This is a genomic window from Larsenimonas salina, from assembly GCF_023736155.1.
In the GTDB taxonomy this organism is placed as follows: domain Bacteria; phylum Pseudomonadota; class Gammaproteobacteria; order Pseudomonadales; family Halomonadaceae; genus Larsenimonas; species Larsenimonas salina.
Genome location: NZ_JAMLJJ010000005.1, coordinates 15,140 through 40,062, shown reverse-complemented (window position 1 = coordinate 40,062; position 24,923 = coordinate 15,140). Strand labels below are relative to the sequence as shown.

The following is a 24,923-nucleotide window of genomic DNA, read 5'->3' as shown; positions in this document are numbered from 1 at the left end:
CACTATCACCCACTACAAACACAAACGCCCCGAGACGCATGCCTCTAGCATGGCTTGGGGCGCTGTATTTTCATGACATCTACGCTGCGCCTGGCTTACGCCTGAAGGCGCAGGAACAGCTCGGCGAGGCGGTCGGCGTGGGAGAGTGGCAGCACATCGGCCACGTACTGATCGGGTCGCACCACCACTACTGCGCCGTCACGGTCGATGCCACGGGCGTCGAAAATATCTTCCCCCGGGGCCACGCCAAACACGTTTTCAAGATCAGTCAGCTCGAATGGCCCCACCTCTGGCGTGAACACGCTCGGCACCTCCTGGATGGCGATATCTTCATGGCGCTGCTGATAGATCACCTTGATGTCGAACCAATCGACCCACGAACTGCCGTTGGGGAACGACACGTTGAGCGGCGAGTCGCTTGAATGTGCCAGCCATTCGGCAAGGCTTCTGGTCTTCGAGTCCGCCTCGGGGGCGGCAGCATCGGCAAACACATAGAGGCGCCACCGGCCGTCGGCCTTGGCCTGATGCCCAAGCTGCAGCGGGTTGCCGTCACACACGCGTGACACCATCGCCGACTTGAAGCGCTTGCCGATGGGGAAGCCGGACGCAAGCGCCTGATGATCGGCGTCGTTGGTGATCAGCGACGGCTCATACTCGGTCATGAAACCTGCCGGAAACTCGATGGTGCGGGTGTAGAACTCTTCCAGCTCCCCCGGGTTTTCGAACTCTTCCGGGCGCTTGGCCATCATCGTCGACCACTGCTTGTCGAAATCGATCAGATTCTTGGCGACCACCTGACGCTCGGCGGAGTAGGTCGAGAGCAGACTCGCCGGGCTGCGACCGGACAGCACGTAGCCGAGCTTCCAGCCCAGATTGAAACCGTCCTGCATCGAGACATTCATGCCCTGACCGGCCTTGGCACTGTGGGTGTGGCAGGCGTCACCCGTGATGAACACCCGCGGCAGACGCCCGGAATCCGGATTCTCGACGTCGTCGAAGCGGTCGGTCAGGCGATGGCCAACCTCGTAGACGCTGTGCCAGGCCACGTTTCGAACGTCGAGCGTGTAGGGTGTGAGAATCTCGTTGGCCTTGGCGATGATCTGCTCGATCGGCGTGTTGCGCACGGCGTTACTGCCATCGGCCGGCACTTCGCCAAGATCGACGTACATTCGAAACAGGTGCCCGCCCTCGCGCGGGATCAACAGGATGCTGCCGCCGGAATGGGACTGAATGGCGCACTTGGTACGGATATCCGGGAAATCCGTGCGCGCCAGCACGTCCATCACGCCCCAGGCGTGGTTGGCCTGATCGCCAGCGAGGGTGCAGCCGATGGCGCTGCGCACACCGCTTCGCGCGCCGTCACAGCCGACAACGCATTTGGCACGCACCGTGCGCTCACGACCCTCGTCCGGGCCGGCAACGTGCTTGAGCGCGACGCTTACGGGATAGTCACCCTCCCCGTCGACCTCAAGCCCCTTGAACTCGATGCCGAAGTCCGGGCGGATGCGCGCCGGACCATTGGCAGCGGATTCAGCCAGATAGTCGAGCACGCGAGCCTGGTTAACGATCAGGTGAGGAAATTCGCTGATGCCTTCCGGATCATCAAGCGTACGAGCGGTGCGAATGATGTGCTCGGGCTGATCCGGGTCCGGCTTCCAGAAGGCCATTTCGGTGATGCGATACGCCTCGGCGGTGATGCGACCGGCAAAGCCGAAGGCCTGAAAGGTCTCGACGCTTCGCGCCTGAATGCCATCGGCGTGGCCGATCTCGAGCCGGCCGGCGCGGCGCTCGATGATGCGGGTGCGAATATGGGGGAACTGCGCCAGCTGCGCGGCCATGATCATGCCGGCAGGCCCGGTGCCAACGATCAATACGTCTACCTCATCAGGCAGCGCATCGCTTCGCTCGAGCCCCTCGCCGAGCGCGGGTTGAACGCGGGGGTCACCCGATACATAACCGTGATGGTGAAATTGCATGGTCTTCTCCTCATTGATCGATTCGGCTCCGGCTGGACGCATGACACACGCGGTGATTGCCTCGCAAGGCACGCTCAAAAGCCCTGACCCCTTCCATGCTGAAGACCACCAGGGTCGATGAGGATGTGTTTTACGCGGACTCGATTGTACTTTTCATAAATACACCCCCTACCTTGGTCGGCCTGTCATCCAAGCGCCTCACGAACTCGTTAATCTGTGAACGATCCGGGGCGCTGACCGTCTATATCGGCTGTTGGGCGCAATTGAAGACGCCCTGTCTGAACCCTCATCGTATACATCGAAATGATTAGGCGCAGACGCTTGACAGGAAACCGACGGATCATTGTTAATATGTTAACGATCCAAGTCTGACCTGGTCGTTTGCACACACCGCAGGCTTTCAAGGAGAACGACGTGCCTCATTTGCATATCGAATACTCACCCGGTCTCGAACAGCGCGTCGATGTACGCGAGGTCTGCCGCGCCGCCTACCAGGTGATGGCGGAGTCCGAGCTCTTTCCGCTGGCCGGCATTCGCGTCCGTGCCTTTGCCGCGGATCACTGCATCGTGGCGGACGACCACCCAGACAACGACTTTCTGGCAATGACCCTGAGCGTAGGCAGTGGCCGCACTCAAAGTGATCTGAAGGCCGCCGGCGAGCGATTGTTCGCGGCCGTACAGAGCGCGCTTGCTGCTCCGCTTTCAACACCACATTTCGCCCTGTCGCTTGAAATCCGCGAAATCGATGCCGCGCTGAGCTGGAAAGACACCCCGATCCACACCCGGCTGTCCAAACAGTGAGCCCCACGCCCCCTCTGGAGGATTCTTGATGAGCCAATTGAACGACAACATCGCCCGCGCGCAGGACTACATGAAGCGTTTTCGCGAACAGGGTGTTTTGAACCACATCAACGGCGAATCGGTGCCTGCCGATTCCGGCAAGACGTTCGAAACGATCTCCCCGGTCGATCTCGCCCCGCTTGCCGACGTCGCTCACGGCGGTGCCAGTGACATCGACCGCGCCGTGAAGGCTGCGGAAAAGGCGTTCAAGACCTGGAGCAAGACCCCGGGCAAGGAGCGCCGCGAGATTCTGATCAAGGTCGCGGAAGCCATTGAGGCCCGCGCCGAGGAAATCGCCTTTACCGAGTGCATGGACACCGGCCAGTCGCTTCGCTTCATGTCAAAAGCGGCAGTGCGCGGGGCGGCCAACTTCCGCTTCTTCGCCGACCGAGCGCCCCAGGCCGAGGACGGACTGTCACTTCGAAACGACACCCAGATGAACGTGACCTCCAAGCGCCCGCTGGGGCCGATCGGTGTCATTACGCCGTGGAACACGCCGTTCATGCTCTCGACCTGGAAAATCGCGCCGGCGCTGGCCTCTGGCTGCACCGTGGTGCACAAGCCGGCCGAGTTCTCGCCGATGACCGCCAAGCTCCTGGTCGAAATCGCCGAGGAAGCCGGACTCCCGAAAGGCGTTCTGAACCTGGTCAACGGCATGGGCGAAGACGCCGGCAAGGCCCTGACCGAACACCCCGGCATCAAGGCGGTCGCCTTTGTCGGCGAAAGCCGCACCGGTCAGCTGATCATGGCTCAGGCCGCGCCGACGCTTAAACGCTTCCACTTCGAGCTTGGCGGCAAGAACCCGGTGATCGTGTTCGACGACGCCGACATCGAGCGCGCCGTCAATGCGGCCACCTTCATGATCTACTCGCTCAACGGTGAACGCTGCACGTCCTCCTCACGCCTTTTGGTGCAGGAAAGCATTTACGAGGAAGTCACCCGCCGCGTGGCGGAAGTCGCCAACGGCGTCAAGGTCGGCCATCCGCTCGACCCCGACACCGTCGTCGGCCCGCTGATTCACCCCGAGCACGAAGAGAAGGTACTGTCGTACTTCGACAAGGCCCGTGAAGAAGGGGCCACCATTGCCGCCGGCGGTGAGAAGGCAAGCGATGAAGGCTGCTTCGTGCGCCCGACGCTCTTTACCAACGCCACCAACGACATGACGGTCGCCCAGGAAGAGATCTTCGGCCCGGTACTGACCGCCATTTCGTTCAAGGATGAAGAGGAAGCGCTGCGCCTGGCCAATGACACTCAGTACGGCCTTGCCGCCTACCTCTGGACCAACGACCTCGACCGCGCCATGCGCCTGACCGATGAGCTGGAAGCCGGCATGATCTGGGTCAACTCCGAAAACGTTCGTCACCTGGAGTCGCCGTTTGGCGGCGTGAAATCGTCCGGCATCGGCCGCGACGGCGGTGACTGGTCGTTCGACTTCTACATGGAGACCGTCAACGTCTCCTTCCCGCGCAAGGCCCACAAGGTGCCGAAGCTCGGGTGATGTCACCACGCAGGGCGGCGCACGCCGTCCTGCCTGACGAACATTTATTGTCCAACATCAGGAGTCTCATCATGCCCATTCCAACGCCCAATCTTTACCCCGAATTCAACATCATTCGCCTGAGCCACGTCGTGTTCGGCGTCAGCGACCTGGCCAAGAGCCGTCACTTCTACGTCGACACGCTCGGCCTTCAGGTCACCGACGAGGACGACAGCCGCATCTACCTGCGCGCCATGGAAGAACGCGGCCACCACTGTATCGTGCTGGAAAAAAGCGACAGTGCGGTCGTGAAGTCGCTGTCGTTCAAGGTGTTCGATGAGCAGGAGCTCGACAAGGCCCACGACTGGTTCAAAAAGAACGGCCATCCGGTCGAGTGGGTCGAACGCCCCTATCAGGGCCGCACGCTTCGCACCACCGACTGCTTCGACGTGCCGATCGAGCTGTATTTCAAGATGGACCGGCTCGCTCCGATTCATCAGCAGTACGCGCTCTACAAAGGCGTCAAGCCGCTGCGCATCGACCATTTCAATCTATTTTCGCCCAACGTCGATGAAGCGGTCGCGTTCTACAACCAGCTCGGCTTTCGCGTGACCGAGTACACCGAGGACGAGGAAAGCGGCAAGCTGTGGGCGGCCTGGACGCACCGCAAGGGCGGCGTACACGACATGGCCTTCACCAATGGCCGCGGCCCGCGCCTGCACCATACTGCGTTCTGGGTCCCGACACCGCTCAACATCATCGATCTGTGCGACCTGATGGCCACAACCGGCTACGTCGACAACATCGAGCGCGGCCCGGGCCGCCACGGCATCTCCAACGCGTTCTTCCTCTACATCCTCGACCCGGACGGCCACCGCATCGAGATCTACTGCTCGGACTACCAGACCGTCGACCCGGACCTGGAAGCGATCAAGTGGGATCTGAAGGATCCGCAACGCCAGACCCTCTGGGGCGCAGCAGCACCGCGGTCCTGGTTCGAGCACGGCTCCGAATTCGAGAACCTTGAACCGGTGGATTCCCAGCTCAACGCCACGCCAATTGTCGCGCCCTGAGCCAACGGGTATACGTACAAACGACCGTCACACACGTCGCCCCATGATTCAAAAGGCCCGAGTGCGCTCGGGCCGCCAGGAGATAGCCCATGAATAACGCCCTTCCTCCTCGTCTCGCGGCCTTTCGCGCTAACGGCGCCGACCGTTTTGGGGTCGTCACCGACGAGGGCATCGTCGATCTGACGCCGGAATTCGGCACTCGCTTCAAGGGCCTCAAGGAAGTGATCGAGGCCGGTGCCATCGACGAGCTTCTGACCGTTGCAGAAGGCCGCAGCCCGAGCTACCGCGAAGATGACGTCACCTTCCTGATTCCGATCACCAATCCCGAAAAGCTGATCTGCGTCGGGGTCAACTTCCCCTCGCGCAATGAGGAATACAAGGACGGCCAGGCCGCCCCGAGCAAACCGTCACTGTTCATTCGTTTCCCTAGAAGCTTCGTCGGCCATAACGAGAACCTGGTGCGACCGCCGGAAAGCGACCAGCTCGACTACGAAGGCGAAGTCACCATCGTGATCGGCAAGGGCGGCCGCCGGATTTCCCGCGAGAAGGCCTACGAGCACATCGCCGCACTCACACTGTGCAACGAAGGCACCATTCGCGACTGGGTGCGTCATGCCAAGTTCAACGTAACGCAGGGCAAGAACTTCGACGCCACCGGTGCCATCGGCCCCTGGCTTGTGCCGTTCAAGCGCGCGGATCAGCTTGATGACATCGAACTGACCACCCGCGTCAACGGCGAGGTTCGTCAAAATGATCGCACCTCGCGGATGATGTTCGATTTCCGCTACATCGTGAATTACGTCTCGACCTTCACCACCCTGGTGCCGGGCGACGTAATCGTATGCGGCACGCCGACCGGCGCCGGCGCCCGTTTCGATCCGCCGATCTGGCTCAAGCCGGGCGATGTGATCGAGGTCGAGGCTGATGGCATCGGTACGCTGACCAATGGCGTGGAGGACGAGCATGGCACTGACTGACGAGCAGATTGCCGCCGCCGCCGACGACTTGCTGGCGGCGGAAGCATCCAGAAAACAGATCGGTCTTCTTTCGGCGCGTTACCCGGGCATGACCCTTGATGATGCCTACGCGATCCAGACCGCTCAGATGACGCGCAAGACCCAAGATCACGCCATTCTCGGTTGGAAGATCGGGCTGACCTCAAAGGTCATGCAGGACGCGCTCGGCATCGACACCCCCGACAGCGGCGTGCTCTATGACTACATGCGCTATGACACCGGTGCCGTGATTCCAAAGGGCCACTTCATTCAGCCCCGTATCGAGGCCGAGATCGCGTTTGTGATGAAGGCACCGCTCGAGGGTGACGTCACTCGCGAGGACGTGCTGGCCGCGACCGAGTACGTGACGCCGGCCATCGAGATTCTCGATACCCGCATCGTTCGAAAGGACGAAGAGACCGGTCAGACTCGCGTGATCTTCGACACCGTGTCCGACAACGCCGCCAACGCCGGCATCGTGCTGGGCACCGAGCGTCATGCCCCGAACGCGTTCGACCTGCGCTGGGTCGGCTCGATCGTCAAGCACAACGACGATGTGGTGGCCACCGGGCTCGGCGCGGGTGTACTGGATGACCCGGTCACGGGTCTTGTGTGGCTTGCGCGGCGCATGGCGACCTACGGCCAGCGGATCGAAGCCGGCCAGGTCATCCTGTCGGGCTCGTTCATTGGCCCGGTGGAATGCCCTTCCGGCAGCCGAATCGAGGCCGATTATGGCGCGTTCGGCAGCGTTTCGCTGACGTTCGACTAGGCGACAGGCAAGCTACCGATGGCCCGGCTGATCGCGACGGTAACCCGAGGGAGTGACGGCTGCATGACGTGCAAAGAATCGACAGAAATAGCCCGGGTCCTGAAACCCAAGCTGATAGCCGATCTCGTTGACGCTCATACGGGTGAAGGTCAGAAGGCGACGCGCTTCCTGCATCACCCGATCATGCACCACGCGCTTGCTGGGCACCCCCGCGATGCGGCGGCAGACGCTGTTGAGCCGGGCCTCGGTCACATTGAGCGCACGGGCGTATTCCGACAACGTCCAGTGCGCGGTGTAGTGGGCCTCGATCTCCAGATTGAAGCGGTGAAACAGCGAGAGGTCGTCGTGGCGCACGCTCTGGGCGGTCAACGAATTGGCCGACAGCCGAAAAAGGCTCACGAAGATCAGCCGCGTAAGCGTAGAAAGCGCACTTTCACGCCCGGGGCGATCCGCCTCGAACTCAAGGCGCAGTTCCTCGAACAGCCGCTCCACGCGGTTGACGTCCAGCCGGGCCTCATCGTTCACCCGGCCGGTTGCCACACATACAGGCGCCACCGCCGAGGCGTCGCCAAGCTCGGGAAGCTCCTCGAGCAGCGACCACACCAACTGCTGGCGCACCGTCAGCACGTGGCCATCACTGCCGTCTTCGGTGGTGAAGGAGTGCGGTACGGTCGGCGGAGTCAGAAAGAACATCGGGCCTTGCTGGTGAAACTGCCGCTCGTCCAGATAGACCCGCACCATGCCACGTTTGACATAGTGCACTTGAAAGAAGCGGTCGTGATGATGCACCGGCATGTTCCGGCCGTAGAACTCCGCCATGCGACCGAGGGCATCGTAATGCACGGTCGCATCGGCGTACCGCTGATCGTATTCCTGACCGATCGTGATGTTGGGAATCGGCTCCAATGCCATGGGGGCACTCCTGACTTCGCGCGAGGCAATCGCTCGACAAGACCCTATATTAACCATCGACGGGCGCATCGCTCCATTATGCGGCCTTTCCACCACTCAGGCCGACCTGACCTGCCCGTCCGCTTCAAGGAATTTTCTCATGGGTGAAATCGTACTCGCTGCCAAGATCACACACGTGCCCTCGATGTATCTCTCGGAGCAGCCGGGCGAGCACTACGGCTGCCGCGCCGAGGCCATCGCCGGCCACAAGGAAATCGGCCGGCGCGCCCGCGAGCTCGGCGCCGACGTCGCCGTGGTGTTCGACACCCACTGGCTGGTCAACAGCGGCTACCACATCAACTGCGGCGATCATTTCGAAGGCGTGTACACCAGCAACGAGCTGCCGCATTTCATCCAGAACATGGCCTACAAGTACGACGGCTGCCCGGCGCTTGGCCAGGCGATTGCCGAGCATGCCAATCGCTCCGATATTCGCACCATGGCGCACAACATTCAGAGCCTCAAGCTCGAATACGGGACGCTCGTGCCCATGCGCTACATGCACATGGACACCGATGAGGACGAAGCCTTCAAGGTGGTCTCCATCGCCGCTTGGGACGCCTGGCACGATCTCAACGACAGCATCCGCTTTGGCAAGGCGGTGCGCGAGGCGATCGAGGCAAGCGATCACAAGGTGATGGTGCTGGCCTCCGGGTCGCTGTCCCACCGCTTCACCGACAACAACCAGGCCAAGGAAAACATGCACCGCTGGTCGCGGGAGTTCGACCGCCAGATGGACATTCGGGTGGTCGAGATGTGGCGCGAGGGCAAGTTCGACGACTTTCGCACCATGCTGCCGGAGTACGCCGGCCACTGCTACGGCGAAGGCGGCATGCACGACACCGCCATGCTGATGGGCGTGCTCGGCGAGGGCTATGATCGCCCGGCCGAAATCCTCACCGCCCCGTTCGGAAGCTCCGGCACAGGCCAGATCAACGCCGTCTTTCCGATGTAATACGTCTTGACGATGCCATGCGTCTTTCTGATGTCACGTCACACCACGCGAGGAGCGCTCCATGGATATGCCCATCAACACCTTCAAACAGGCCCTTGCCCGCAAAGAGGCCCAGATCGGTCTCTGGCTTGGGCTTGCCAACGGCTACTGCGCCGAGCTTGCCGCCAACGCAGGCTTCGACTGGCTTCTGATTGACGGCGAGCACGCCCCAAACGAGCTGCGCACCATCCTCGACCAGCTTCAGGCCGTGGCGCCCTACCCGGTTCAGCCGATCGCACGCCCGCCGGTGGGCGACGCCGCCCTGATCAAACAGTACCTCGACATCGGCGTGCAGACCCTTTTGGTGCCGATGGTCGATACCGCCGAGCAGGCCCGAGAGCTGGTGCGCGCCACCCGCTATCCGCCAGACGGCATTCGCGGGGTCGGCAGTGCGCTGGCCCGCGCGTCGCGCTGGAACTCGATTCCGGGCTACCTCGACCGCGCCGATGACGAGGTCTGCCTGCTGGTTCAGATCGAGACCAAACAGGGGCTCGAGAACCTCGATGACATCGCCGCCGTGGAAGGCGTCGACGGCGTCTTCATCGGCCCGGCCGATTTAAGCGCCTCGCTCGGTCATCGCGGCGACCCCGGCCACGACGATGTGCAGCGCGCCATCGAAGACGGCATCGGCCGTATTCAAGCGGCCGGCAAGGCCGCCGGCATTCTCTCGGCCAACAAGACACTCGCCCGGCGCTATCTCGAGCTTGGCGCCACCTTCGTGGCGGTGGGCGTGGATACCAGCCTATTGATGGGCGCCCTGAGAACGCTTGCCGGCGAGTTCAAGGACGGCGACGGCCCGGAACTGCCGACTTCCTCGGTGTACTAGCCCGACGCATCGACACTTTTTGTTTATCAAGGCTCGGCCGACCCCGGCCGGGCCCTATCCGCCCCTAACGCCAGGACGACTCATGAACCTTACAGATGCCCGTCTTCTCCACCAGCAGGCCTACATTGATGGCCAATGGCACGACGCCGACAGCGGCGACACCTTTGATGTCACCAACCCGGCCAATGGCGACACCGTGGCAACCGTTGCCCGCGTCGGCAAGGCCGAAACCCAGCGCGCCATCGCCGCTGCCAACAACGCGCTTCCAGCCTGGCGCGACATGACCGCGAAAGCCCGCTCGCTGATCCTCAAGCGCTGGTTTGCGCTGATGCAGGAGCACAAGGAAGACCTCGCCCGCATCCTGAGTGCGGAACAGGGAAAACCGCTGGCCGAAAGCCGCGGTGAGGTCGACTACGGCGCCAGCTTCATCGAGTGGTTCGCCGAGGAAGGCAAGCGCATCTACGGCGATGTGATCCCAAACGACAAGCCCGACCGCCGGCTGGTCGTGATCAAGCAGCCGGTAGGGGTGGTCGCGGCCATCACGCCGTGGAACTTCCCGATCGCGATGATCACCCGCAAGGCGGGCCCGGCGCTTGCCGCCGGGTGCACCATGGTGCTTAAACCGGCCTCCGAAACGCCGCTTTCCGCGCTGGCGCTGGCGGAGCTTGCCGAGCGCGCGGGCGTGCCGGCGGGTGTGTTCAATGTGGTCGCCGGGCGCGCGCGGGAAATCGGCACCGAACTCACCCACAGCGAGACCATCCGCAAGCTCTCCTTTACCGGCTCCACCGAAATTGGCCGCCAGCTGATGGAAGAGTGCGCCGGCACCATCAAGAAGGTCAGTATGGAGCTTGGCGGTAACGCGCCGTTCATCGTCTTTGACGATGCCGACCTAGACGCCGCCGTCGACGGCGCGATCGCCTCGAAATTCCGCAACAGCGGCCAGACCTGCGTCTGCACCAACCGCATTCTGGTCCACGACGCGGTTTATGACGCCTTCAGCGAGAAGCTGGTCGCGGCGGTCAACGCGCTCAAGGTCGCCCCCGCCGAAGAAGACGGTGCCCAGCAAGGCCCGCTGATCAACCAGAAGGCGGTCGAGAAGGTACAGGCCCACATCGACAACGCCGTCCAGCACGGCGCGAGCGTTCTGTGTGGCGGCAAGCCCCACGCACTCGGCGGCAGCTTCTTCGAGCCGACCGTGCTCGGTGACGTGACGCCGGACATGGACGTGGCCAGTGAAGAGACCTTCGGCCCGCTCGCGCCGCTGTTTCGCTTCACGACCGAGCAGCAGGCCATCGACATGGCCAACGACACCCCGTTTGGTCTGGCCGCTTACGTCTACACCCAGAACATGGGTCGTTGCTGGCGCATGGGCGAGGCGCTCGAATACGGCATGGTCGGCATCAACGAGGGCATCATTTCGACCGAAGTCGCGCCGTTTGGCGGCATCAAGGCCTCCGGCGTCGGCCGCGAAGGCTCGCACTACGGCATCGAGGACTACCTCGAGGTCAAGTACCTGTGCATGGGGATCAAATAACCCACCCGCATAACGCACCTGACCGACATCGCCCCAGCCCTCTCTCGAAGGCTGGGGCGTTTTTTTGACTGGCCCCGGTGCAGTGCGCGCCTATTCACCCACTCGATCACGCTGATAAACCGTCTCGCCGCGAAATACCGTCGACAGCACCTCGATGTCTGCGATGTCATCGGCTGCAATGGCAAACGGGTCGCGGTCGATAACGACCATGTCGGCCGATTTGCCCGGCTCGATCGAGCCGATCTCGGCAGACTGGTTGACCGACCAGGCGCCGCCGCGGGTCATCGTATCGATTGCGTCCTCGAGCGGGATGCTCTGCTCGGGGCCGATATCTCGGTGCACCATCGAGGCAAGAGACGGCCAGGGGTTGATCGAGGCCGCAATGGAGGGCCAGTCGGAGCCATAGGCGATGGTGGCTCCGGCCTTTAGAAGCTCGGCCGTGGGCGGGGTTCTGGCGTAGCGCGCCGGACCCAGCACCTCGGTCATGGTGTCGCTGTAGGGACCCTCTATCCAGATCGGCGGGGCGATGTCGGCCGTCACATCAAGCGCCTTGAACCGGGGCAGATCTTTTGGGCTTGCCATGCCGACATGCGCGATGGAGTGGTGAAGGTGGCCATTCGGATTAGCCTTTCGCACGGCCTCAAGCGTGTCCAGCGCCTCACGCACCGCCGCATCGCCTGCGGCGTGAAACTTGAGCGTAATGCCCTGTTGATCCAGCGCGATAGCGTCCTTTCGCAGGGTGTCCGGGGGCATGCGAAGGTGGCCTCGAACATCCTCCGGCAAATGATGCGCGTGCAGCGCCTTTGCCTGATAGGGAGTCAAGAGCGCTGCGGTAAACGCCGGCGGCACGCCGTCGAGATAGAACTTGGCGTTGTTGGCGTTCACGTTTTTGGACTGATAGCGCTGTCGCTGGTCGAGCGTTTCGCGCTGCATGTCCCGGGATTCGTTGAAGTCGGTGGCGTACTGAAGAAAGGCGACCACACGCGCGGTCAGGCCCTCCTTTTCATCCACGTCGTGATAGGCCTTGATCGTGGATCGGTCAGTGCGCGCCTCGACAAAGGTGGTAATGCCGTAGCGGTTAGCCATGCCGACCGCCTTTCTGACCACGGCCCGATACTTCTCATCGCTCATCGGCACAATGATCTGAGTCAGGGCGCCGGCGGCGTCTTCCTGCAGGATGCCGGTGGGCTCACCCTGGTCATCGGTGACGATCGCAGGCATCTCGCGGGCTTTCTCTTTGGTAAATCCGGCCGCCGCCAGCGCCCTTGAATTGACGTAGCCGTTGTGACCGGTGTCATCGAGCAGATAGACCGGATTATCGGGCGACACCGCATCCAGCACGGCCTTGTTGACGCCGCCAGTGTTGGCATAGCTCGACGCCCAGGCCCCGCCCACAACCCACTCGCCGGGTTTTGCGTTTTTCACACAGGCCTGGACCCTGTCGGCAATGGCCGCGGCCGGGGTGCTGCTCGGGAAATCACAGTTGAACAGCTCACGCTTGAACCCGCGCACGTAGTGGCCGTGGGCATCGATGATGCCCGGCATGACCGTTTTACCGCGCAGATCCACCACCTCGGTGCTGTGGCCGATATAGCCCTTGAGATCCTGATCGCGCCCGACCGCGACGAACGTGCCATTTTTGATCGCGACCGCCTGAGCCTTCGTGCGCGCGTCATCCTGGGTATAGATGATGCCGTTCATGTATACCCGATCCGCGACGTCCTGCGTCGCGTTCTGTGCAGCGCAAGCGCTTGCGGCCTGAAGGCCCAGAATACACAGAGAAATCCCCATGATACGTGTCATGCCCCGCCTCCTGATGCATTGTCTTGTTGTTGTAGATGCCGTCACCCCTTAAAAAAACACCGGGCAGGGCCCGGTGTCACTTTAGAGGAAAGAGGGAGCGCCCGCTCAGCGCGAACAGGCGTTGGTCGGCGGAATGCGCCCTGCCCACGGCGCTTCCGACTCAAGCTGCGCGGCCAGTGAGAGCAAGCGGCCCTCTTCGCCGAAACGCCCGGCGAAATGACTGCCCAGCGGCAGGCCGTCCTCGGTCCAGAACAGCGGCACCGACATCGCCGGCTGACCGGTTGCGTTGAACAGCGCCGTGAACGGGCAGTAGCTGTGGAACGCGTGGATGACGTCATCAAGTGAGAGTGAGTCATCGAAGGCGTCCAGCGTGCCGATGACCGGCGGCTTGCGCGCAAGTGTCGGCGACAGCAGTACATCGAACTCCACCATGGTCGTTGCGACCTTGCGCCCGAGCGCATGGATGTAATTGATCGCGGAGACGTATTGAGTGGCGTCGATGTGACCGCGCTCACGCAGCATGACCCGCGTGCGCGGCTCGATTTCCTCTTCCTTGACCGCCTGGCCGCGCATGCCGCCGATCGTGTCGAGCAGCTCCTGGGTGCTGGGGCCGATGATGTCAAAACAGCGGCTGTAGAACTCGTTCCAGTCAAGCGGCAGCGTGACCGTATCCACCTGATGGCCGAGCGATTCACACAGTGCAATGGTGTGACGGACCGAGTCGGCGGCGTCGGATGAAATGTCCGGCCCGTCGATCAGACCGATACGCAGCCGGCCCGGCGCTCGCTGGGTCGCGCTCAGATAGGTGTTCTGACTTACCGGCGCAGCATAGGGCGCGCCCAGGTCCGTACCTGCGGTCGCATCCAGGAGGGCGGCGCTGTCGCGCACCGAACGGGTGATCGCGTGAGACGTACCCATGCCGCCCCAGCCTTCGCCGGCCATCGGCCCGGAGGGCAGCAGCCCACGACTCGGCTTCAACCCGAACACGCCACAGCAGGACGACGGCACACGCAGTGAGCCACCCCCATCGTTGCCGTGGGCGAAGGGTACGACCCGGGCCGCCACCAGCGCCGCAGCGCCACCGCTGGAACCGCCGGTGCTGCGCTCGAGGTCCCAAGGGTTGCGCGTGGCGCCATGACGGGTGGATTCGGTGGTATAGGACGTGCCGAATTCCGGCGAGGTGCTGGTGCCCATCAACAGGCAGCCCGCACGACGCAGGCGCGCCACGGCTTCGGCGTCGAACTCGGCCTTGGCGTCACCGCCGACAATGGAGCCCTGTGTCATGCGGGCGCCTTCCAGCGGCGAGAAAAGATCCTTGACCAGCGTCGGCACCCCGGCAAAGGGCTGGCCGGCCGCATGTGGCTTGCGGCTTTCCTCGCGCGCCGCGTCATAAAGCCGGTCGACCACCGCATTAAGGCTTGGCTCGACCTTCTCAAGGCGCTCGATCACGCCATCAAGCAGTTGCTCGCCCGTGACATCGCCCGTTTTGACACATTGAGCAAGCCCCAGGCCGTCGTGTGTATCCAGTAGATGTTGAACGTCTTGTGTCATTGTCACTCTCCTGAGTCACCGAAAATCGCGTTGGTGCACGTTGATGATGCGCTTGAGACATTAAGCGCGGATAAACCAGAACCCAGGGCACATACCGCGGCCAAGACAGCCAGAGTCACCATGCCGACCTCGACGCTACCGCCTAAGTCGGCGGCCACGAGCACCACTGCAAAACTCAGACCCTGTCCGAGATAAAGGCAGCCAATGAACAGCCCAAGCCCCCGTCCTCGCGTTGAAGGCGTCAAAGCGTTCATGGCCAGCGCCAGGGCAGTCGGCACCAAAAGGCCAACGCCGAACCCATGGATTGCGATCGCAACGATCAGCGATACGTAGTCCGCGGTAATCGTCAGTGCGACAAACCCGATGGCCATGAGTGCAAAAAGCAGCGCGCAACACCCCAGAGTACCGAACACGGCATGCACCGGGCGCCACAGCAGCGCGCCCAATAGCGAACAAAAAAGCCCCGCTGTAATGGCCAGTACGCTCAGCGTATTCGACTCGATGGAAAGAGACGCCATAACTGTCGGCAACGCTTGAGGAACGGCGTAACTCAGCATCATGCCCATCGCGATCAGAGCGCACCCCGCCGCCAGCGCAGGCAGGCTGAGCCGATGAGGCAGTGCCATGTCCTGATCAACGGCCGAGGCCTTTACCCGCTTGATAATCACAGGCACCAACGGCAGCGCCAGCACGTACAGATAAAACGGCATCTGCCAGGTCGCGGCGCCCACCCCGGCCACGACGCCATACAGGAACGTGCCCGCAAGCGATACGACAACTGCCTGTTGACCCACAAGGCGCAGTCGCCGAGGGCCTTGAACGTGATCGGCCATCAGGGAAAGACAAACGGTCAGCACCAAAGCCTCACAGGCGCCAAACACGAGCCGCGCCCCGATAACGCCTTCAAGGCTATCAAGCCAGACCGGAAGCACACCCAGCACGCCATAGGCCGAAAGCGCGCCCACCAACAGATGTTTTCGATCAATGCGATCGGCAAGCCAGCCGGCAAATGGCGCGAACAGCGCAATGGCCAGTGCGGGAGTCGATGAGACCAACGAGTGCCAGGCAGACGGTATATGAAGCGAAGGCATGACCGACGCCATCAGCCGCGGCATCGAAGGGCTCACCAGCAGAGACCCGACCAGTGCCAGGCTGCTGCACAGCAGCAGGGAGGCGTCACGCGCGCTGAGCGCGCTGCTCGAGGATGGCGTAGCCATGACGCCCTCCTGATGAAGCCGTGGTACCACGTTGTCGCAGGCTGCGCACTGAGGCGCGCCTCATGCGGTGAGGTCGATCGCCGCGAGGCCGGCCCGAGAGGCCTACCCTGGAACGAGGCTTGTCCAAGAAGTGCACTGTCGTCATCACCGGCTCCTTCATTCGCTGAAGTCATGCTTCAGCTTATGACTCGAGCATGACGAGTCGTTATCCGGATATGGCACGATTTCGACGCGCCCGATTAAGGGTATCGGAAGGCCGCTCACCGAACAGCCGGCGATATTCCATCGAAAACCGACCCAGATGGAAAAAGCCCCAGCGGGCGGCCTCGTCCTGCACGCGCATGTCGTCATCACCGTAGGTCAGCGCCCGATGAATGGCGTTGAGTCGAAACAAGCGCACATAGGTGTAGGGGCTGACACCGATACACTCCTGAAAACAGTACTGGAGCTTGCGACGGCTGACGCCGATCTGGTGACACAGGGAGGGAATGGCGATCGGCTCGCTGTCGTGGGCGGCGATGACCTCGCGGGCCCGGTCGACCACACGCTTTCGCGCCGACGGCGTGACCGGCTCGACCTCGCCGTATTCGAGCGCATCGAGCATGTGGCCGACGAACGCATCACGCAGCTCACGAATCAGCGCCGGCGGTGGCGCCTGTGACAGTGTCCTGCAGGTAAGCTCAAACAGCTGCGAAAGTGCCTGATAGTCGGTGGTGGTCGGCAGGTAGTTGGGGCCGGTCAAAAGCCCCTCGATTGGTGCATCTGGGCCATGAAGAAGCGTAGCAAGATAGGGATAATCGACGCTCATCGACAGAAGATCCAGCCCGGCGGCCACGCGAATTTCGGGCAGCTCGCCGCCACGAATGGCCAGAATGCCGGCACCGGGGTAGCTCTTGCCCTGACAGATCAGAGGCGTCTCCGGCCGCACCAGCGGAAAGCTGAAGCTGACCGATGTGCTTTTCAACCCACCCTGTTTGAGCATGGCCTGGCTGCTCTGATCTCTGACCACCCGCACGCCTTCCAGGTCGACGAAGGTAATCTCACCATCAAAGCGACCTTCCGACAGCTGCATGACGTGCAGGTCCCAGCCCTGATAGCCCGCTACGTGCTGCTGGACACTGTAAGTGTGGTGCCGAATGACCCTTGAGGTGGGGGCCGGTTCCAGGCATGGGGTCGTCAATATGGCCATGAGCGCATCCTCGTTGAACGAGTGTAAGTGCGAAGCCGTCGCAAATTCCCTGTTGGCTGCTGCCGCGATCCATCGATAAAGGTGCAGGATCCATCGACAAAGGCGCAGGCTTCCTGTTGTTTTGATTTTCTGGCGACGTTTTATTCCCTGACGCGTGATTCCCGATCGTTTGATCCTCCCAGAAACCCGATAAGGGCACCATGCACCATGGTCGGTGACGTCTTAAGCCTCGAAACGGCCAGCGACCGGTTCGGCCAAGGCTTACGCACCGCGCGACCAAGGTCGACGCCCTATATTCGCAGCTGGGGTCTCGACAGTGTCGGCCTCAGACGTCAGGATACGATTCCTTCAGTGACTTCCCAGACAAGGCAGAACATGGCGCGTCCGACTCCTTCCCTGACCCTGGCCCTGCTTCAGGCCCGCGAATCCGCCATGGATTTTTTCAGGCCGCACCTCAACCGCAACAACATCACCGAGCAGCAGTGGCGCGTTATTCGTATTCTGTGGCAGGCCGACAAGCAAACGCTCGAGAGTTACCAGTTGGCCGAACGCGCCTGCATCCTGCGCCCGAGCCTGACCGGTGTCCTCATGCGGCTCGAGCAAAGCGGCCTGGTGCATCGCTGGAAGCCCGAAACCGATCAGCGACGGCTGTGTGTCACACTGACGCCCAAGGGCAACGAGCTGCTTGAAAGCATGAAGGATGAAATGATGCGTCAGTATCAAAAGATCCAGCAGCACCTCGGCCCCGAGAAATACCGCACGCTGATGAACCTGCTCAGCGAAGTACAAAAGCTCGACCCTGATGAATAACGACCGGGCAGGCGCTGTATAAAGCCGGTGTCCTACTAAAGAATGGCCACCAAACGCCTTGATGGAAAAGGCATTTAAGCGCCCGGTCATACACAGTCAACGGTCTGGCACGCTCAATCAATTGCCGGTCCTCCCCGCCTCTTACCTTCTTCTTGATGCGCCCCGATGCGCCTGATTATCAAGGAGATACGATGCAACACGACTATGACTACATTATCGTTGGCGCAGGCTCGGCCGGGTGCGTTCTTGCCTATCGCCTGATTCAAACCCTGGATGCCTCGGTCTTGCTGGTCGAAGCCGGAGGTTCTGATGCGAGCCTCCTGATTCGCATGCCGGCCGCGGTTGGAAAGGTGATTCCGACCCGTACCTGGCCCTACATGACCACCCCGCACGCGGCGACCAACAATCGCGCCATGACCATCGCCCAGGGGCGACTGATCGGTGGCAGTAGCTCGGTCAACGGCATGATCTACATTCGCGGCCACCGCACCGACTACGACGCCTGGGCCAATGACTACGGCTGCACCGGCTGGGATTACGAAAGCCTGCTGCCTTATTTCGTTCGAAGCGAAGGCAACGAATCGTTGGCAGGCCCCCTGCACGGCAACGATGGCCCGCTCAAGGTCAGCGAGAACCGATACCGCCACCCCTTGTCCCAGACGTTCGTGCGGGCCGGTCAGGAACTCGGCTTACCCTACGTCAACGACTTCAACGACAACGCCTGCGAAGGCGTCGGCTACTATCAGACCACCACCTTCGAAGGCGAACGCTACAGCACGTCAAAGGCCTATCTGAGTCAGGTGCGCAAGCACCCGCGCCTGACCGTGCTGTCCGACACCGACGTCGAGCGGGTCATCATCGAGGGCGGAGCGGCGACGGGCATCAAGGCGCGTCACGCCAAAAAGGGCGAAATGACCCTGCATGCTCGCCGCGAAGTGATTCTGAGCGCAGGCGCCATCGGCAGCCCCAGGATCTTGATGCAATCCGGCATCGGCCACCGCGACCACCTCGCCGAGCACGGCATCGAGTGCCTCAGTGACCTCCCGGTGGGCGATAACCTTCAGGATCACCTGCACCTCTCGATCAACGCATCGCTCAAGGCGCCGACCTCGCTCTATGGCCAGGACACTGGCATCAAGGCGCTACGCCACGGCGGCGAATGGCTGATGCACCGAAGCGGACTCATGACCTCCAACGTGCTGGAAGGCGGCGCCTTCCTCGACACCAACAATGAAGGCCGCCCGGACACCCAGATTCACTTCATGCCCGTACTCGATACCTGGGATGACCCCAACGGCATCGGCAAGGGTCGCACTCACGGCATCACACTCAAGGTCGGTCACCTTCGCCCGGCCTCACGGGGCACGGTCCGCCTTACCCATTCAGGCAGTACCGCCATCAACGCCAACTTCCTTGCCGCCCCCGAGGACGTCGAGCACCAGGTTCGTGCCCTGCGCGCGGGGCTTGCGCTGCTCGACACTCCCGCACTGTCAGGCGTCATCGACGAGGTCTTTTCACCGCCCGAAGCCCGCCACCTGATGACACAAGACGCCGCCGAAAGTCAGCCGGCACTGGAGGCCTTCGTGCGCCAATACTGCAAGACCACCTACCATCCGGTTGGCACCTGTCGCATGGGGCCAGACGCTGAAACGTCGGTCGTTGACCTCGAGCTCAAGGTTCATGGCGTCAATGGTCTGCGCGTCATCGACTGCTCGGTCTTTCCCACCCTGCCCGGCGGCAACACCAACGCCCCGACCATTGCCGTGGCGGAAAAGGGCGCCGACCACATCATCGCCGACGTCTGACGATATCGCCGCCTGACACTGACAGAAACGACCCCACCTCAGTGGGGTCTTCTTATTCATGAGCGCCCGCCGACTTGCTTGGTTCATGAGCGCCCGCCGACTTGCTTGGTTCATGCGCACCCGACGACTCGCCCAGTTCATGCGTGCCCGCCTACTCGCTGATGTCCGGCTCGAAAAGCCCCTTTTTCATCTTGAACTTGACCCAGATCAGCGCGATCAGACTGACGATACCGAGCACCACCCCGAGCAGGGTGTAGACCAGCCCGGTCATGTCCGGGGACGGCGACGCATTGGCAGCCACATAGCCCATGCCGACGATGCCCAGCAGTTGCGGCAGCGGATAGAACGGCGTGCGGTACGGGCGGCGATGTCCGGGCCGACGGCGACGCAGCACCATCACATCGACGTGCGCGACGATGTAGGCCAGAAGCCAGCTGGTGGAGGCCCCGATCAATAGAATGACGATGTTGTCCGGCTTGACCAGCAAGAAGGGGATAGCAACGATCGCGGCCAGAAACAGGATACCGACCCACGGGGTGTTATAACGTGGGTGCCGTTTCCCCATGATGCCAAACGCCTGGCCGTTATCGGCCATACCAGACAGCATGCGCGGCACCGAGGCCAGCACGGTATTGACCGTACTGCAGGTTGCGGTCAGCCCCATCACGGTCGCGATGATCAACCCGGCCTGACCGAACACACCATCGACCAGATCGAGATACGGCAATGGCGAGGTGGTCATGGTCTCGCTCGAGAGATAGTGCCCGGCGCCCAGACAGAACAGCATGAACAGTACAAAGATGATGCCGAGTGACAAAAACATGGCCCGGGGAATGCGCTTTTCGGGCTGGCGAATGTCATTGATCATCGGGCAAATGAACTCACAGCCGACAAACAGCCACATCGCAAGCGCCACCAGACCGATGAAGCTGCCATCGACAATACCACCGGCACCCCAGCCAATGCCCGCCGCGGCCTCGGCAACGCTTGGGGTCGCAGGCTGAATGAGCGCCGTTGCTCCGACGATCAAAATGGCGGCAATCATTGCGAAGGTGAACACGTTCTGAAGCTTGGCAAATACGTCGGTGCCCAGAATGTTGAGCAGGGCAAGAGCTCCCAACAGCAACAACGGGACCAGATGCGGCGGCAACGCCTCGGGAAACAGCGTCTGAAGCAGGGCATCGACCAATAGAAGCTCGGCGGAGAGCCCAAACATCGCCACCACCACGTAGCCTGAAAAGACCGAGACGATTGCCGGAAAGTGACCGATGGCCTTTTGAGTGTAGGTCGCAAGCGTGCCCGCCTGCGGATACATCAGCGAGAGTTCCGAGAAACTCATGGCGTTACACAGGGCGAGAAGTGCCGCCACCAGCATGGCCGCCAGAAAGCTCACACCCCCGAGGCCAAAGCCCATCAACGCGGACGCCATGGCGCCCTGTACGACCACACATCCGACGCATACCGCGATCATGGTCTTGAAGCCGATGGCCTGTCGAACCGGCACATCGGTCGAGGCCACCGGCTTCGCTGTCGTGGTGTCGAGCATGATAAGAAACCTCCAGGGAGCACGTCTTGACTTATTGTTGGCAGACACCGGCACGGCGCCACATAGTGAATCTCTCAAGATGCGCCGGATGCGCAGGTCATTCTTGTTTGCTCATGCCAGAAATTTTTCTTTCGCTGCCTTGCGCCACGTCCTTGCATCCCTCCTTTTTGAGCCATCTCTTATGGACCCCTTGCCGGCCACATAAAAAAAAGCGCGCCTGAGTACAGACGCGCAAGAGGAGTCCTTTAACGCCTGACGGCGCGTCGCGCTACCAAGACCATCAATCGCTCATGTCCGGCTCGAACAGCCCTTTTTTCATCTTGAACTTGACCCAAACGATCGCGATCAAACTAACGATGCCCAGCACCACCCCCAAAAGCGTATAGATCAGGCCGGTCATGTCCGGTGAGGGCGAGGCGTTGGCGGCCACATAGGCCATGCCGACGATGCCGGCGATCTGCGGCAGCGGATAGAACGGCGTGCGATAGGGGCGCTTATGCTCGGGCCGACGACGACGCAGCACGATCACATCGATGTGCGCCACGATATAGGCCAGAAGCCAGCTGGTCGCGGCCGCGATCACCAGCGAAATGATCTGATCGGGCTGGATCAACAGGAAAGGAATAAGCACGGCAACCGCCAGAAAGACGATACTGACCCAGGGCGTGTCATAGCGTGGGTGCATCTTGCCCATGATCGCGAACGCCTGACCGTTATCGGCCATGCCCGAGATCATCCGCGGCACCGCTGCAAGCACCGTGTTGACCGTACTGCAGGTTGCGGTGATGCCCATCACAGTCGCAATGATCAACCCGGCCTGACCGAACACACCATCGACAAGATCAAGATACGGCAGCGGCGAGGTGGTCAACGTTTCGGTCGAGAGATAATGCCCGGCGCCCAAACAGAACAATGAAAACAAAACAAACACGATGCCAAGCGACAGGAACATGGCCCGGGGGATGCGCTTTTCGGGCTGGCGAACATCGTTGATCATCGGACAGACAAACTCACAGCCAACAAACATCCACATCGCAAGCGCCACCAGGCCGATGAAACTGCCATCGAGGATACCGCCAATGCCCGAGTCGATGCCGGCCGCGGCTTGAGCCACCTCTGGAGAAGGCGACTGAATCAGCGCCGTGGCGCCCACCAAAAAGATGGCGACGATCATTGCGAAGGTGAACACGTTCTGAAGCTTGGCGAACACGTCCGTGCCAAGAATGTTGAGCACGGCAAGTGTCGCCAGCAGCAAAACCGGCACCACGTGCGAGGGCAACGTTTCAGGGAACAGCATCTGTAAAAGCGCATCCACCAGCAGAAATTCGGCCGGGATCGCAAAGATCGCCACCACCACATAGCCTGCGTAGACCGACACAATCGCCGGAAAATGGCCGATGGCCTTCTGGGTGTAGGTGGCAAGCGTGCCCGCCTGCGGATACATCAGGGAAAGTTCTGAAAACGTCATTGCGTTGCAGACGGCAAGCAGCGTCGCTACCAGCATGGCGGCCAGAAAACTCACGCCGCCGATGCCGAACCCCAACAGCGCGGACGCCATGGCGCCCTGCACTACTACAGTGCCCACGCAGATCGCGATCATGGTCTTAAAGCCGATGCGTGGCTCCGTGAGAGTGCCTGCTCGGGGCACTGCCCCTGCCTTTGAAGTGCCTGTCATGATGAGTATTCTCCTGGCCGATCTAATTATTGTTTGGCGTACACGGACAAACTAACTCTCAATCTGCACCCTGGCGTTCGCTCGTTCTTGTTCGGGGGTGCCAGAAATTTTCCCCTGCCTGCCTTGCTTCTGACCGGCTTCGACCATGGTCGCTCTCCCCCATTCAGGGGATATCTCAATGACGCATGAGCGCCGAGGATAAAGATGTTAACGGCTATCCATCGCCGTTTTTTAAAAGAGGCCCAAGGAGATAACACCATGACAACAAATTCTTCCTCCACCGACTGGATTTCAGTAACCGGCCTTGAAAAGGGCTTCGAGACCGGCTCCTACGCCCTCGATAACTCGGCCGACCTCAGCGGCAAGAAAATCGAGCTGCATGACGCCAACGGCGGCGTTCGAAGCCTCAACGTCGATCAGGATCAGCTTCGCGTCGACGATGGCGACCCCGTGCAGGTCCGTATCACATCGCTGCGTCAGGGCGTTTACCTGCTGGACTGGCTGGATGAGCGCCAAAAGCCGACCACGTCCTACACCGTCGTGCTCGACACCCTGAGCGACAGCTACACTCAGGTCGTCGGCACCCTGCCGACCTTCGATGTGATCAAGACCGGTCTTTACGAGCGCGCCCTCGGTGGACGCGCCCTGACCGACGTCAACGTCGAGATCAGCCACGGCGCCGTCAACCAGGCCTACAGCGAAGGCGTTTGCCCGCACGCCATCACCGACGAGCTTATCGGGGTGCGCAACCTCTATCGCTACAGCCCGACAGAGGTGTACGAGCACGTCTACCTCAACGAGAACTTCTACACCTGGCACTGCCTCAAGGGCGTGGAAAAAAACCTGTGCGACACCGACCGCTGCCACTATTACAAGATCACCGAGGACCTGTATCTGTTCATCTGGCGTGAAAAGATCGTACCGACGCTTGGCATCGTCATGATCGACGAGCAGAACCATCGCAGTGACGGCAAGATCTTCGGCGTCGGCGACACCGAAGACGCACCGCTTGCCAACTTCCCGATGGCCTCCTACTGCCAGCGTCTGAACGACACGGAGTATCCCGATGAGCACTGAAAAACGGACCATCGTCATTACCGGTGCCGGTACCGGTGTGGGTGAGGCCTGCGCGCGCCAGCAGGCCGCGCTCGGCCACAACGTCGTCCTGATCGGGCGCCGCAAGGCACCGCTCGAGGCGCTGGCCGAGGAAACCGGCGGGCTCGCGCTCTCAGGCGACGCCTCCAGCTCATCGGACTGGGAAGGCTTCTGCCAGCAGATTCTCGAGACCTACGGCCGCATCGACAGCCTGATCTTGAGCGCCGGCGGCCACGGCCTGGGTACGGCCACCGAGATGACCGACGACGACTGGCAGCTGTCGATGCGTCTGAACCTGGACACCGCGTTCTACAGCGCGCGCGCGTGCCTGCCGCATCTGATGAAGCAGCAGGGCACCATGGTGCTTTTGGGGTCCTTGGCCTCGTTCCAGGCCGGCGGTGAAGTGTGCGGCTATACCACCGCCAAGCATGCGATTGTCGGGCTGACGCGCTCAATGGCCCGCGATTTCGGGCCCAAGGGCGTACGCGTCAACTGTGTCTGCCCGGGCTGGATTCGAACACCGATGGCCGACGAGGAAATGCAGCCATTGATGGCGCACTACAACGAGTCGCTCGATGACGCCTATGCCCGCGTGACCCAAAATGTTCCGCTGCGTCGGCCGGCAAGCGCCGAGGAAATCGCCAGCATCTGCGACTTCCTGATCGGCCCGGCCTCGGCCATCATTACCGGCAGCATGATCATGGCCGACGGCGGCTCCCACGTGGTCGACACCCCGACCCTGCCGTTCGAAGCCCTCTGACAGGGACGATCATTGAGGGCGGCCCGGCCAGTCACGG

20 protein-coding genes are annotated in these 24,923 nt (G+C 61.7%); 12 read left to right on the top strand and 8 right to left on the bottom strand.

Annotation, left to right across the window (positions count from 1 at the left end; all coding sequences use genetic code 11):
• Positions 1-95: 95 nt before the first annotated feature.
• Complete coding sequence (locus NAT23_RS10690; protein WP_251928163.1) at positions 96-1,976, bottom strand: FAD-binding monooxygenase; 1,881 nt, start codon at positions 1,974-1,976, stop codon at positions 96-98.
• A gap of 414 nt (positions 1,977-2,390) precedes the next feature.
• On the opposite strand from NAT23_RS10690, the gene NAT23_RS10685 reads away from it, so the two are divergent.
• The 5 genes from NAT23_RS10685 (at position 2,391) to NAT23_RS10665 (ending at position 7,130) form a co-directional block, all read left to right on the top strand.
• Positions 2,391-2,777 (top strand): 5-carboxymethyl-2-hydroxymuconate Delta-isomerase, encoded by a 387-nt coding sequence (locus tag NAT23_RS10685; RefSeq protein WP_251928162.1) that lies wholly within the window; start codon positions 2,391-2,393, stop codon positions 2,775-2,777.
• 28 nt (positions 2,778-2,805) lie between these two features.
• Positions 2,806-4,314 (top strand): 5-carboxymethyl-2-hydroxymuconate semialdehyde dehydrogenase, encoded by a 1,509-nt coding sequence (gene hpaE, locus NAT23_RS10680; protein WP_251928161.1) that lies wholly within the window; start codon positions 2,806-2,808, stop codon positions 4,312-4,314.
• Positions 4,315-4,385: 71 nt separating this feature from the next.
• Positions 4,386-5,366 (top strand): 3,4-dihydroxyphenylacetate 2,3-dioxygenase, encoded by a 981-nt coding sequence (gene hpaD / locus NAT23_RS10675; protein WP_251928160.1) that lies wholly within the window; start codon positions 4,386-4,388, stop codon positions 5,364-5,366.
• An 89-nt stretch (positions 5,367-5,455) separates the two neighbouring features.
• Entirely contained in the window at positions 5,456-6,343 is an 888-nt protein-coding gene (locus NAT23_RS10670) for a fumarylacetoacetate hydrolase family protein (protein ID WP_251928159.1), read from the top strand.
• Complete coding sequence (locus tag NAT23_RS10665; protein ID WP_251928157.1) at positions 6,330-7,130, top strand: FAA hydrolase family protein; 801 nt, start codon at positions 6,330-6,332, stop codon at positions 7,128-7,130. Before NAT23_RS10670 ends, NAT23_RS10665 begins: the two co-directional genes overlap by 14 nt.
• Positions 7,131-7,142: 12 nt before the next feature.
• On the opposite strand, the gene hpaA is transcribed toward NAT23_RS10665, so the two are convergent.
• On the bottom strand, positions 7,143-8,042 hold the full coding sequence (gene hpaA, locus NAT23_RS10660; RefSeq protein ID WP_251928155.1) for a 4-hydroxyphenylacetate catabolism regulatory protein HpaA: 900 nt from the start codon (positions 8,040-8,042) through the stop codon (positions 7,143-7,145).
• A gap of 139 nt (positions 8,043-8,181) precedes the next feature.
• Here hpaA and hpaD (NAT23_RS10655) point away from each other — a divergent pair, with 139 nt between their 5' ends.
• The 3 genes from hpaD (NAT23_RS10655) to NAT23_RS10645 all read left to right on the top strand — a co-directional run bounded on the left by hpaD (NAT23_RS10655) (position 8,182) and on the right by NAT23_RS10645 (position 11,435).
• Entirely contained in the window at positions 8,182-9,036 is an 855-nt protein-coding gene (gene hpaD / locus NAT23_RS10655; RefSeq protein WP_251928153.1) for a 3,4-dihydroxyphenylacetate 2,3-dioxygenase, read from the top strand.
• 61 nt (positions 9,037-9,097) lie between these two features.
• A complete protein-coding gene (gene hpaI, locus NAT23_RS10650; RefSeq protein ID WP_251928151.1) occupies positions 9,098-9,901 on the top strand; it encodes a 4-hydroxy-2-oxoheptanedioate aldolase in 804 nt (267 codons plus the stop codon).
• An 82-nt stretch (positions 9,902-9,983) separates the two neighbouring features.
• Positions 9,984-11,435 (top strand): NAD-dependent succinate-semialdehyde dehydrogenase, encoded by a 1,452-nt coding sequence (locus NAT23_RS10645; protein WP_251928149.1) that lies wholly within the window; start codon positions 9,984-9,986, stop codon positions 11,433-11,435.
• 90 nt (positions 11,436-11,525) lie between these two features.
• Here the strand turns inward: NAT23_RS10645 and NAT23_RS10640 are convergent, their stop codons facing one another.
• The 4 genes from NAT23_RS10640 to NAT23_RS10625 all read right to left on the bottom strand — a co-directional run bounded on the left by NAT23_RS10640 (position 11,526) and on the right by NAT23_RS10625 (position 17,195).
• Complete coding sequence (locus tag NAT23_RS10640; protein WP_251928147.1) at positions 11,526-13,238, bottom strand: amidohydrolase; 1,713 nt, start codon at positions 13,236-13,238, stop codon at positions 11,526-11,528.
• A 105-nt stretch (positions 13,239-13,343) separates the two neighbouring features.
• Entirely contained in the window at positions 13,344-14,789 is a 1,446-nt protein-coding gene (locus NAT23_RS10635; RefSeq protein WP_251928145.1) for an amidase, read from the bottom strand.
• Between the two features lie 2 nt (positions 14,790-14,791).
• Positions 14,792-16,006: an MFS transporter gene (locus NAT23_RS10630; protein ID WP_251928144.1), complete on the bottom strand. Its 1,215-nt coding sequence runs from the start codon at positions 16,004-16,006 to the stop codon at positions 14,792-14,794.
• Positions 16,007-16,211: 205 nt separating this feature from the next.
• The gene (locus tag NAT23_RS10625) at positions 16,212-17,195 is read right to left on the bottom strand and encodes a helix-turn-helix domain-containing protein (RefSeq protein ID WP_251928143.1); all 984 of its coding nucleotides are present in this window, start codon (positions 17,193-17,195) and stop codon (positions 16,212-16,214) included.
• Positions 17,196-17,570: 375 nt separating this feature from the next.
• Here NAT23_RS10625 and hpaR point away from each other — a divergent pair, with 375 nt between their 5' ends.
• Both hpaR and NAT23_RS10615 read left to right on the top strand, forming a co-directional pair.
• Positions 17,571-18,005, top strand: a complete 435-nt coding sequence (gene hpaR / locus NAT23_RS10620; protein ID WP_251928142.1) for a homoprotocatechuate degradation operon regulator HpaR — start codon at positions 17,571-17,573, stop codon at positions 18,003-18,005.
• Between the two features lie 191 nt (positions 18,006-18,196).
• Complete coding sequence (locus NAT23_RS10615) at positions 18,197-19,810, top strand: GMC family oxidoreductase (RefSeq protein WP_251928141.1); 1,614 nt, start codon at positions 18,197-18,199, stop codon at positions 19,808-19,810.
• A 151-nt stretch (positions 19,811-19,961) separates the two neighbouring features.
• Here the strand turns inward: NAT23_RS10615 and NAT23_RS10610 are convergent, their stop codons facing one another.
• Together NAT23_RS10610 and NAT23_RS10605 are read right to left on the bottom strand one after the other, a co-directional pair.
• The gene (locus NAT23_RS10610; protein ID WP_251928140.1) at positions 19,962-21,356 is read right to left on the bottom strand and encodes an APC family permease; all 1,395 of its coding nucleotides are present in this window, start codon (positions 21,354-21,356) and stop codon (positions 19,962-19,964) included.
• Between the two features lie 280 nt (positions 21,357-21,636).
• Positions 21,637-23,031, bottom strand: a complete 1,395-nt coding sequence (locus NAT23_RS10605; protein WP_251928139.1) for an APC family permease — start codon at positions 23,029-23,031, stop codon at positions 21,637-21,639.
• Between the two features lie 258 nt (positions 23,032-23,289).
• Between NAT23_RS10605 and NAT23_RS10600 the strand changes: the two genes are divergently transcribed.
• Together NAT23_RS10600 and NAT23_RS10595 are read left to right on the top strand one after the other, a co-directional pair.
• Complete coding sequence (locus NAT23_RS10600) at positions 23,290-24,108, top strand: MoaF C-terminal domain-containing protein (protein WP_251928138.1); 819 nt, start codon at positions 23,290-23,292, stop codon at positions 24,106-24,108.
• Complete coding sequence (locus NAT23_RS10595; protein WP_251928137.1) at positions 24,098-24,886, top strand: SDR family NAD(P)-dependent oxidoreductase; 789 nt, start codon at positions 24,098-24,100, stop codon at positions 24,884-24,886. The genes NAT23_RS10600 and NAT23_RS10595 overlap by 11 nt, the downstream gene beginning before the upstream one ends.
• Positions 24,887-24,923 lie beyond the last annotated feature (37 nt).